This window comes from Streptomyces sp. NPDC029122, assembly GCF_055569445.1.
Genome location: NZ_JBVHWK010000055.1, coordinates 1 through 10,988, shown reverse-complemented (window position 1 = coordinate 10,988; position 10,988 = coordinate 1). Strand labels below are relative to the sequence as shown.

Here is a 10,988-nt window from a genome sequence, read left to right as displayed (position 1 = left end):
CCCCCCCCCCCCCCCCCCCCCCCCCCCCCCCCCCCCCCCCCCCCCCCCCCCCCCCCCCCCCCCCCCCCCCCCCCCCCCCCCCCCCCCCCCCCCCAGTCCGCCGCCAGGGCGGGGCCGATCTGGTCGAGGTAGGCCCCGGTCATCCGCCGGATCGCGGACACGCTGGTGTCCTCGCCCTGGCCCCAGAGCCGGCCGGTGACCCGCAGCACCCCGCAGAACGCGGCCACCGCCACCCGGGGCCGGGGGTCCGCGTCCAGGTCGAGCCCCTCGCGGGCGGCGATCAGCCGGGCGATCTCCTCCTCCAGCTCCGTGGAGCGCCGCAGGTGCGCGGCGAGCAGGGCCGGAGTGGACTCGATCAGCTGGTAGCCGCGCATGTAGAGGTCGACGGGCACCACGTCGGAGATGGCCTCCTCGACGGTGTCCCAGGCGGCGAGCACCGCGTTGCGCATCGCCTCCAGCGGGGCCTCGGAGGCCGGCCGGTCCCGTAGCGCGGCGACGAAGTGGGACTCGACCAGGTCCTGGACCGCGAACGCGACCTCCTCCTTGTTGGCGAAGTAGCGGAAGAAGGTGCGCTGGGAGACCTCGACGGCGTCGGTGATCTCGTCGACGGTGGTCCGCTCGTAGCCCTGGGAGATGAACAGGAGCAGGGCGGCGCGCAGCAGCGCGTCCCGGGTGCGCCGCTTCTTGCGCTCGCGCAGTCCGGCCGCCGGGGCGGGCCGCTCGTCGGTCATCGCCGCGGGGTCCTCTCTGTTCACGGGTGGGGCGTGGTTCACGGGTCGGCCGTGGCTTCACGGGTGGACGTGATTCATGGGTGAGCCGTGCTGATCTGACGCTGAGTAAGCGGTCAGGGTACCTGTGACCGACCTGACAGCTGCTGTCGCGTTAAGCCGTCTGTGAAGTGTCAGTCGCTGTCATTAGCCTGCTCGCATGACTAGTCAGATCACGCTCGCCAAGGAACCAGACCCGGCTCCGGCACGTGCCGGACTGCGCGGTCACCCGTGGCTGACCCTCTTCGCCGTTGCGGTCGGGGTCATGATGGTCACCCTCGACGGCACGATCGTCGCCGTCGCCAATCCCGCCATCCAGCAGGACCTCGGCGCCAGCCTGGCCCAGGTCCAGTGGATCACCAACGGTTACCTGCTGGCCCTCGCGGTCTCCCTGATCACCGCCGGCAAGCTCGGCGACCGCTTCGGACACCGCCAGACCTTCCTCATCGGCATCGCCGGCTTCGCCCTCTCCTCGGCGGCCATCGGCCTGTCCACCGGCGTCGGGCTCGTCATCGGCTTCCGCGTCGCGCAGGGCCTCTTCGGCGCCCTGCTGATGCCCGCCGCCCTCGGCCTGCTGCGCGCCACCTTCCCCGCCGAGAAGCTCAACATGGCCATTGGCATCTGGGGCATGGTCATCGGCGCCTCGACCGCCGCCGGCCCCATCGTCGGCGGCCTGCTCGTCGAGCACGTCAGCTGGCAGTCCGTCTTCTTCATCAACGTGCCGGTCGGTGTCGTCGCGCTGGTCCTCGGCCTGTTCATCCTGCTCGACCACCGCGCCGAGAACGCCCCGCGCTCCTTCGACCTGCCGGGCATCGTGCTCCTGTCGGCCGCGATGTTCTCCCTGATCTGGGCGCTCATCAAGGCCCCCGAACGGGGCTGGGGCGACACCAGGACCCTGCTCTTCCTCGGCGCTTCCGTCCTGTGCTTCGTGCTCTTCGCCGTCTGGGAGGCCAAGGTCTCCGAGCCGCTGATCCCGCTCGGCATGTTCCGCTCGCTGCCGCTGTCCGCCGGCACCGTCCTGATGGTGCTGATGGCCTTCGCGTTCATGGGCGGCCTGTTCTTCGTCACCTTCTACCTGCAGAACGTGCACGGCATGAGCCCGGTCGACAGCGGCCTGCACCTGCTGCCCCTCACCGGCATGATGATCGTCGGCTCGCCGCTGGCCGGCGCCGCCATCACCAAGGCCGGCCCGCGGATCCCGCTCGTCGCCGGCATGGCCGCCACCGCCGCCGCCTGCTTCGGGATGGCCCGGCTCACCCCGGACACCGGCACGCTCACCATGTCGCTCTGGTTCGCCCTCCTCGGCCTCGGCCTCGCGCCCGTCATGGTCGGCGCCACCGAGGTCATCGTCGGCAACGCGCCGCTCGAGCTGTCCGGTGTCGCGGGCGGCCTCCAGCAGGCCGCCATGCAGGTCGGCGGAAGCCTCGGCACCGCCGTCCTCGGAGCGGTCATGGCGGCCAAGGTCAGTGACACTTTCGGGGACAACTGGCAGCGCGCCGGGCTGCCGCCGCTCACCCCTGAACAGCTCGACCAGGCCGGGAAGGGGGTCCAGGTCGGCATCGCCCCGGTCCCGCCCGGCACCCCCGAGGCGGTGGCGCGGACCATCGCCGGCGTCGCGCACGACACCTTCGTATCCGGTATGAGCACGGCCTTCACCTGCGCCGGGATCGTCGCCGTCCTCGCCGCGCTCGTGGCCTGCTTCACCAAGCGCGGGCAGAACGCCGAGGCCGGGGCGGGCGGCGCGGCCCACATCTGAGCAGCCCGCGACCGCGTTACGGGCAGGTCAACCCCGCGCCCGCCACAGCCCCGCCGGACGGTTCCGGCGGGGCTGTCGCCTATCAGGGTGGACCCGCCCGCAGCCCCTTCCGCACCACCGTCTCCGCAGGTCAGCGTGGTGTCGACGGAGCACCGGAAACGGTCCGGGGCCCGTCCGTCAAGGAGGAGTTGACCCCGTCATGCGTACGTGGAGCACCGCTCGATCCACCACCCTCGCCGCCGTCCTGCTGGCCGCCGCCACCCTCGTCCCGGGCACCGCCACCGGCGCCCGCGCCGCCGGGCCGCCCTGCGCCACCGGGCAGCTGTGCCTGTGGGCGAAACCGGACTTCAAGGGCACCAAGCAGGTCCACGACCTGAGCACCCTCGACATCAACAGCTGCACCGCCCTGCCCGCCGGGCCCGCCTACCAGTCCCTGATCAACCGGACCGGGCGCCCGGTGACCACCTACCAGTCGGCCGAGTGCGCCGAGACCGGGGAGTTCCAGACCTACCCGGGCGACGGGACCTGGCTGCCCCAGTCCGCCTTCCAGATCAAGGCGTTCAAGATCTGGGAACGGTAGCGTCCGCCGGCTCCTCGCGGACGGACCCGACGGCGGCCAGGGCGGGGACCGCGCCCCGGCCGTCGCCGCCCAGCAGCGCGACCTCGGCGCGCAGTGCGCGTACCTCCGCCTGGAGCTCCCGGACCGCGGCCAGCTGGAGCCGCTCCACCTGGTCGTCGCGTTCGAAGCGGGCGATGAACCAGGCGGCGATGTTGGCGGTCACCACACCGAGCAGGGCGATCCCCGACAGCATCAGCCCGACCGCCAGCACCCGGCCCAGACCCGTGGTGGGGGAGTGGTCCCCGTAGCCGACCGTGGTCATCGTGGTGAACGACCACCACACCGCGTCGCCCAGGTTCCTGATGTTCCCGTCGGGGGCGTCCCGCTCCACGCTCAGCACCGCGAGCGAGCCGAACATCAGCAGCCCCACCACGGAACCGGCCACGTACGTGGTCAGCCGGATCTGCGGGGCCATCCGCGCCCGCCGCCCCACCAGCATCAAGGTGGCCACCAGCCGCAGCAGCCGCAGCGGCTGCACCAGCGGCAGCACCACCGCGGCCAGGTCCAGCCAGTGCGTACGCACGAAGTGCCGCCGGTCCCGCGTGAGGCCCAGCCGCACGAGGTAGTCGACGGCGAAGGCGCCCCAGACCACCCACTCCGCGTACGCGCACGCCCGGTGCACGGACGGCTCCGCGTCGGGGGCGACGATCGGCACGGCGTAGGCCACGGCGAAGGCCACGGCGAGGACGAGCAGCGGGGTCTGGCTCCGCCGCTCCCACAGCAGCTGGCGGGAGGTTTCCTTCATCGCAGCATCGTAGGGAACGGCCCGGCGCGGGTGCCCGCCGGATCCGGGGCGGGGAGCGGCCCGGTCCGGACGCCGGTACGGGTGAGCCCCGCCCGGCATCCGGACGGGGCTCACCCGGCGGGCCCCGGTTCGGCGGCCCGCCGCAGACATCGGCGTCAGGCGTCGCCGCCGGCGGCGCCCGGGTCCGCGGCCGCCACGTCCAGCAGCTGGTACCGGTCGACGGCCTGCTTCAGCACCGAGCGGTCGACCTTGCCCTCACGGGCCAGCTCGGTGAGCGTCGCCAGCACCACCGACTGGGCGTCGATGTGGAAGAAGCGCCGCGCCGCGCCGCGCGTGTCGGCGAAGCCGAAGCCGTCCGCGCCCAGCGAGGTGTACGTCCCCGGCACCCAGCGCGCGATCTGGTCCGGCACCGCGCGCATCCAGTCCGAGACCGCCACGAACGGCCCCTCCGCGCCCGACAGCTTCCGCGTCACGTACGGGACGCGCTGCTCCTCCTCCGGGTGGAGCAGGTTGTGCTCCTCCACCTCGACGGCGTCGCGGCGCAGCTCGTTCCAGGAGGTCGCCGACCAGACGTCCGCCCGTACGTTCCACTCGGCCGCCAGGATCCGCTGGGCCTCCAGCGCCCACGGCACCGCCACGCCCGAGGCCATGATCTGCGCGCCGACGGCGCCCGAGGTGCCCTGCGACACCCGGTGGAGGCCCTTGAGGATGCCGTCCACGTCGACGTCCGCCGGCTCGGCCGGGTGCTGGATCGGCTCGTTGTAGACCGTCAGGTAGTAGAAGACGTCCTCGGCGTCGGGCCCGTACATCCGCCGCAGACCGTCCTTGACGATGTGCGCGATCTCGTACCCGTAGGCCGGGTCGTACGCGACGCAGCCCGGGTTCGTCGACGCCAGCAGCAGGGAGTGGCCGTCGGCGTGCTGGAGGCCCTCACCCGTCAGGGTGGTCCGGCCGGCGGTCGCGCCGAGGACGAAACCGCGCGCCAACTGGTCGGCCATCTGCCAGAACTGGTCACCGGTGCGCTGGAAACCGAACATCGAGTAGAAGACGTAGACCGGGATCAGCGGCTCGCCGTGCGTCGCGTACGCGGAGCCCGCCGCGATCAGCGAGGCCGTGCAGCCCGCCTCCGAGATGCCGTCGTGCAGCATCTGGCCGGTCGGGGACTCCTTGTACGCGAGGAGCAGGTCGCGGTCGACCGCCTCGTACTGCTGGCCCAGCGGGTTGTAGATCTTGGCGCTCGGGAAGAAGGCGTCCATGCCGAAGGTGCGGTACTCGTCGGGCGCGATCAGCACGAAGCGCTTGCCGATCTCCTTGTCCCGCATCAGGTCCTTCAGGATGCGGACGAAGGCCATCGTGGTGGCGATCGACTGCTGCCCCGAGCCCTTCTTGGCCGCCGCGTACGTCTTCTCGTCCGGCAGCTGCAGCGGCTTGGCGCGCACCACCCGGGTCGGCACGTAGCCGCCCAGCGCGCTGCGCTGGTCGTGCATGTACTGGATCTCGGGCGAATTGCGGCCCGGGTGGTAGTACGGCGGGGCGCCGCTCTCCAGCTGGGCGTCCGTGATCGGGATGTGCAGGCGGTCGCGGAAGCGCTTGAGGTCGTCGACCGTCAGCTTCTTCATCTGGTGCGTGGCGTTGCGGCCCTCGAAGTTCGGGCCGAGCGTCCAGCCCTTGACCGTCTGCGCCAGGATCACCGTCGGCTGCCCCTTGTGGGCCTTGGCCGCCGCGTACGCGGCGTACACCTTCTTGTGGTCGTGGCCGCCGCGGCCCAGGTGCTGGATCTGCTGGTCGGTCATGTTCTCGACCATCGCGCGCAGCCGCTGGTCCCCGCCGAAGAAGTGCTCGCGGATGTACGCGCCCGACTCGGTGGCGTACGTCTGGAACTGCCCGTCGGGAGTGGAGTTCATCTTGTTGACCAGGATGCCGTCGCGGTCCTGCGCCAGCAGCGGGTCCCAGGAGCGGTCCCAGATCAGCTTGATGACGTTCCAGCCGGCACCGCGGAAGATCGACTCCAGCTCCTGGATGATCTTCCCGTTGCCGCGCACCGGGCCGTCGAGGCGCTGGAGGTTGCAGTTGACGACGAAGGTCAGGTTGTCGAGACCCTCACGGGCCGCGATCGACAACTGGCCCAGCGACTCCGGCTCGTCCATCTCGCCGTCGCCGAGGTACGCCCAAACGTGGGACTTGGAGGTGTCCGCGATCCCGCGCGCCTCCATGTACCGGTTCATCCGGGCCTGGTAGATCGCCCCGAGCGGGCCGAGGCCCATCGAGACGGTCGGGAACTCCCAGAAGTCCGGCATCAGCCGCGGGTGCGGGTAGCTGGACAGGCCGTACGGAGCCTTCGACTTCTCCTGCCGGAACGCGTCGAGCTGCTGCTCGGAGAGCCGGTCCAGGAGGTAGGCGCGGGCGTAGATGCCCGGGGAGGCGTGGCCCTGGAAGAAGATCTGGTCGCCGCCGTCGCCCTCGTCCTTGCCCCGGAAGAAGTGGTTGAAGCCCACGTCGTAGAGGGAGGCTGAGGAGGCGAAGGTGGCGATGTGGCCGCCGACGCCGATCCCGGGGCGCTGGGCGCGCGAGACCATGACCGCGGCGTTCCAGCGGGTGGCGTTGAGGACCTTGCGCTCGATCTCCTCGTTGCCGGGGAAGAACGGCTCGTCCTTGGTGGCGATGGTGTTGACGTAGTCCGTGCTGCGCATCTCCGGCACGGCCACGCGCTTCTCACGGGCCCGCTCGATCAGCCGCAGCATCAGGTAGCGGGCGCGCTCGCGGCCCCGCTCGTCGACGGCGGCGTCCAGGGAGTCGAGCCACTCCTGCGTCTCCTCCGGATCGAAGTCCGGGACCTGGCTCGGAAGGCCGCCAATGATGATCGGGTTGCGATCGGATGCGGAAGCCACGCTGTTCCTTCGCTGTCGGGGGAGTCGTGCCTTGGGTCGCCGCCTCCCATGGTCTTACGCCCGGCCGAAATCTTCACCTCTACCACTGGGTAACACCTGGAGCGGCGAAGGAGCGGCCCGGCGGGCCCAGGCCGGAGCCGGGCCAAATCGCAACCATACGCCCAGGCCGATCATCGGCTTCGCAAGGACGTTCGTCCCTCAAACAGAGAGGAAAGTCCACATGCGGTGCCGAATGAGCTGGAATGGTGTGGGATGAATCACCGGTGGTCCACCGGGGAAGCCTGAAAGTTGCGGCGAGACGGCCGCAATCGTCACCGTTTCGACGGTCTCGGCGGCCGGGTACTTGCGCGATCCGCCGCGCCCGTGTGGACTACGCCCAATGCTGCGCGTACGCGCGCCGCCGAAAGACATTCACCGAACATGAGCAGGAGGCACCCCGTGAGCGCGACCGCGGACCACGCGGAGAGCCTGGCCACCCGGCTGGGTTTCCAGTCCGAACAGGTGGTCCAGGAGATCGGCTACGACGAGGACGTCGATCAGGAATTCCGTGACGCCGTCGAGAGCCTCGTCAGCGAGCTCGCCGACGAGGACTACGACGACGTCGCCGACGCGGTGCTGTTGTGGTTCCGCGACGAGGACGGCGATCTGACGGATGCCCTGGTCGACGCGACCGAGCTGGTCGAGGACGGCGCACTGATCCTGCTGCTGACCCCCAAGACGGGCCGTGACGGCTACGTCGAGGCCAGCGACATCAGCGAGGCCGCCGAGACGGCAGGCCTCTCGCTTGCCAAGGGCGGGCCCGTCGGCAAGGAGTGGACCTCCACCAAGCTGGTGACGCCGAAGGCCGCCAAGGCCAAGCGCTGATCTGCGCCCCGCAGCCAAGCGGAAGAGCACACCCCGCCGACCGGGACCACCCCGGCCGGCGGGGTGTGCGCGTTCCGGCGCGTCGTGCGCGGCGCCTCCGGCGCGCCGGTCCGGCGTGGTCCGCGGCGACGGGCCGTAGGCTGGGCCTCACCCGAACGGCCCCGTGCGGGCACGCAGGAATACGAAGGGATGCGAGAGATGGCGATCGAGGTCGGACACAAGGCCCCGGACTTCGAGCTCAAGGACAACCACGGCGCCACCGTGCGGCTCTCCGACTTCCGCGGCGAGAAGGCCGTGGTGCTGCTCTTCTACCCCTTCGCCTTCACCGGCGTCTGCACGGGCGAGCTGTGCGAGCTGCGCGACCAGCTGCCCCGTTTCCAGAACGACGACGTGCAGCTGCTCGCCGTCTCCAACGACTCGGTCCCCACCCTGCGCGTCTTCGCGGAGCAGGAGGGCCTGGACTACCCGCTGCTGTCCGACTTCTGGCCGCACGGCGAGACCTCCCGCGCCTACGGCGTCTTCGACGAGGACAAGGGGTGCGCGGTCCGCGGCACCTTCGTCATCGACAAGGACGGCATCGTGCGCTGGACCGTCGTCAACGGGCTGCCCGACGCGCGTGACCTGAACGAGTACATCAAGGCCCTCGACAGCCTCTGACGGCTCCCGCGCCGGAACCGGCCCGGCGGCCGGTTCCGTACGAAAACCGCCTGCGGGCGGGAACCCGTCACTAGGATCGGAACGTTGATCCGGTAGAACGCACGACGGGGCCCCGCCCCACACACATACCAATGGAGGACCCGTGGGAGTCAGCCTCAGCAAGGGCGGCAACGTCTCGCTGACCAAGGCCGCGCCTAACCTGACGGCGGTCATCGTCGGTCTGGGCTGGGACGCTCGCACCACCACCGGTGTCGACTTCGACCTCGACGCCAGCGCGATCCTGACCAACGACCAGGGCAAGGTCGCCAACGACTCGAACTTCGTGTTCTTCAACAACCTGAAGAGCCCGGACGGGTCCGTCGAGCACACCGGTGACAACACCACCGGTGAGGGCGAGGGCGACGACGAGGCCATCAAGGTCAACCTCGCCGGCGTCCCGGCCGATGTCGCCAAGATCGTCTTCCCCGTCTCGATCTACGAGGCCGAGAGCCGCCAGCAGAGCTTCGGCCAGGTCCGCAACGCCTACATCCGCGTGGTGAACCAGGCCGACAACACCGAGCTCGCCCGCTACGACCTCTCCGAGGACGCCTCGACCGAGACCGCCATGGTCTTCGGCGAGCTGTACCGCAACGGCGCCGAGTGGAAGTTCCGCGCCATCGGCCAGGGCTACGCCTCGGGCCTGCGCGGCATCGCGCAGGACTTCGGCGTCAACGTCTGAGCCGAAATCGAGAGCAAGTTCGTCCGTCCGGCGCCGTGCACCTCTGTGTACGGCGCCGGACCGGCTTTGCCACCATGAGCGGGTGGCTCGGCCACCACCACGTCGCACGGGGAGGACCACATCATGGGCGTCACACTCGCCAAGGGGGGCAACGTCTCCCTGTCCAAGGCCGCACCGAACCTCACCCGGGTTCTGATCGGTCTCGGATGGGACGCGCGCTCGACCACGGGGGCGGACTTCGACCTCGACGCCAGCGCACTGCTGTGCAACAGCGGCCGGGTGCTGGGGGACGCGTACTTCGTCTTCTACAACAACCTCAAGAGCCCCGAGGGCTCCGTCGAACACACCGGGGACAACCTCACCGGCGAGGGTGACGGCGACGACGAGTCGATCATCATCGACCTCACGAAGGTGCCCGCCCAGGTCGACAAGATCGTCTTCCCGGTCTCGATCCACGAGGCGGATGCCCGCCGCCAGAGCTTCGGTCAGGTGAGCAACGCCTTCATCCGCGTGGTGAACATGGCCGACGACCAGGAACTGGCCCGCTACGACCTGACCGAGGACGCCTCCAGCGAGACGGCGATGATCTTCGGCGAGGTCTACCGTTACGGCGGAGAATGGAAGTTCCGCGCGGTAGGGCAGGGGTACGCGTCGGGGCTGCGGGGCATCGCTCTAGACTTCGGGGTCAACGTTTCGTAAAGCCGTACAACACGATGGGGTGCCAGTGGTTCTCAAAACCTTCGGCTGGTCGTTCGCAGTCACTGCGCTCGGTCTGGTCGCAGCGGTGTTCTACGGGGGGTGGACCGCTTTTGGGATCGTGGCGATCCTGTCGATCCTCGAGATCTCGCTGTCTTTCGACAACGCGGTGGTCAACGCCGGAATCCTGAAGAAGATGAATGCCTTCTGGCAGAAGATCTTCCTCACCATCGGTGTCCTCATCGCCGTGTTCGGCATGCGCCTGGTCTTTCCCGTGGTCATCGTGGCGATCAGCGCCAAGATCGGCCCCATCGAGGCCGTCGATCTGGCGATGACCGACAAGGACATGTACAAGCAGCTGGTCACGGACGCCCACCCGTCCATCGCCGCCTTCGGCGGCATGTTCCTGCTGATGATCTTCCTCGACTTCATCTTCGAGGACCGTGACATCAAGTGGCTCGCCTGGATCGAGCGCCCGCTCGCCAAGCTCGGCAAGATCGACATGCTGTCCGCGTGCATCGCGCTGATCGTCCTGGCCATCACCTCGATGACCTTCGCCGCCAACGCCCACCAGCACGGCGGCACTCATGTGGACAAGGCGCAGACCGTCCTGATCTCCGGGATCCTCGGCCTGGTCACGTACATGGTCGTCGGCGGTCTCTCCGGCTACTTCGAGAACAAGCTCGAGGAAGAGGAGGAGGCCGAGCACGAGGCGGAGGAAGCGGCCAAGAAGAGCGGCAAGCCCGTCTCGGCCGTCGCCATGGCCGGCAAGGCCGCGTTCTTCATGTTCCTCTACCTCGAGGTCCTCGACGCCTCCTTCTCCTTCGACGGCGTCATCGGCGCCTTCGCCATCACCAACGACATCGTGATCATGGCCCTCGGCCTCGGCATCGGTGCCATGTACGTCCGGTCGCTCACGGTCTACCTGGTCCGCCAGGGCACCCTCGACGACTACGTCTACCTGGAGCACGGCGCGCACTACGCGATCGGCGCCCTCGCCGTGATCCTGCTCGTCACCATCCAGTACGAGATCCACGAGGTCATCACCGGCCTCGTCGGCGTCCTGCTCATCGCCTGGTCCTTCTGGTCCTCCGTGCGCCGCAACAAGCGGCTGGCGGCCGAGGGCGGCGACAGCGCCGCGGAGGTCGGCGCCGGGGTGTGACCCGGCGCTGATTGCGGAACGCTTCCAGTAACGACGGGGGGGGGGGGGGGGGGGGGGGGGGGGGGGGGGGGGGGGGGGGGGGAGGGCCGGACCACACAACAAAGAGGGGGGGGAGA

General features: G+C 69.8%; 10 protein-coding genes. 7 read left to right on the top strand and 3 right to left on the bottom strand.

Going from position 1 to position 10,988, the window contains the following annotated elements:
• Window positions 1-755: TetR/AcrR family transcriptional regulator (locus ACZ4WZ_RS33650; RefSeq protein ID WP_467896883.1), on the bottom strand; the 755-nt coding region annotated here is incomplete at its 3' end.
• A 172-nt stretch (window positions 756-927) separates the two neighbouring features.
• Here ACZ4WZ_RS33650 and ACZ4WZ_RS33645 point away from each other — a divergent pair.
• Both ACZ4WZ_RS33645 and ACZ4WZ_RS33640 read left to right on the top strand, forming a co-directional pair.
• A complete protein-coding gene (locus tag ACZ4WZ_RS33645) occupies window positions 928-2,523 on the top strand; it encodes an MFS transporter (RefSeq protein WP_467896881.1) in 1,596 nt (531 codons plus the stop codon).
• 199 nt (window positions 2,524-2,722) lie between these two features.
• Window positions 2,723-3,103, top strand: coding sequence for a peptidase inhibitor family I36 protein (locus ACZ4WZ_RS33640; RefSeq protein WP_467896879.1), 381 nt, complete (start codon window positions 2,723-2,725; stop codon window positions 3,101-3,103).
• On the opposite strand, the gene ACZ4WZ_RS33635 is transcribed toward ACZ4WZ_RS33640, so the two are convergent.
• Window positions 3,084-3,887 (bottom strand): potassium channel family protein, encoded by an 804-nt coding sequence (locus tag ACZ4WZ_RS33635; RefSeq protein ID WP_467896877.1) that lies wholly within the window; start codon window positions 3,885-3,887, stop codon window positions 3,084-3,086. The two genes, ACZ4WZ_RS33640 and ACZ4WZ_RS33635, sit on opposite strands and share 20 nt — an antisense overlap.
• Window positions 3,888-4,042: 155 nt before the next feature.
• Window positions 4,043-6,775 (bottom strand): pyruvate dehydrogenase (acetyl-transferring), homodimeric type, encoded by a 2,733-nt coding sequence (gene aceE, locus ACZ4WZ_RS33630; RefSeq protein WP_467896875.1) that lies wholly within the window; start codon window positions 6,773-6,775, stop codon window positions 4,043-4,045.
• Between the two features lie 438 nt (window positions 6,776-7,213).
• Here aceE and ACZ4WZ_RS33625 point away from each other — a divergent pair, with 438 nt between their 5' ends.
• From ACZ4WZ_RS33625 to ACZ4WZ_RS33605, 5 genes are all read left to right on the top strand, one after another.
• On the top strand, window positions 7,214-7,639 hold the full coding sequence (locus tag ACZ4WZ_RS33625; protein ID WP_467896873.1) for a DUF3052 domain-containing protein: 426 nt from the start codon (window positions 7,214-7,216) through the stop codon (window positions 7,637-7,639).
• Window positions 7,640-7,837: 198 nt separating this feature from the next.
• Window positions 7,838-8,296 carry a peroxiredoxin gene (locus ACZ4WZ_RS33620; RefSeq protein ID WP_267036810.1) on the top strand — a complete coding sequence of 153 codons (459 nt, stop codon included), beginning with the start codon at window positions 7,838-7,840 and terminating at the stop codon, window positions 8,294-8,296.
• Between the two features lie 142 nt (window positions 8,297-8,438).
• Window positions 8,439-9,014: a TerD family protein gene (locus tag ACZ4WZ_RS33615; RefSeq protein ID WP_249765901.1), complete on the top strand. Its 576-nt coding sequence runs from the start codon at window positions 8,439-8,441 to the stop codon at window positions 9,012-9,014.
• 123 nt (window positions 9,015-9,137) lie between these two features.
• Complete coding sequence (locus tag ACZ4WZ_RS33610) at window positions 9,138-9,713, top strand: TerD family protein (RefSeq protein WP_467896870.1); 576 nt, start codon at window positions 9,138-9,140, stop codon at window positions 9,711-9,713.
• 25 nt (window positions 9,714-9,738) lie between these two features.
• Window positions 9,739-10,872 (top strand): DUF475 domain-containing protein, encoded by a 1,134-nt coding sequence (locus tag ACZ4WZ_RS33605; protein WP_467896868.1) that lies wholly within the window; start codon window positions 9,739-9,741, stop codon window positions 10,870-10,872.
• Window positions 10,873-10,988: the final 116 nt, after the last annotated feature.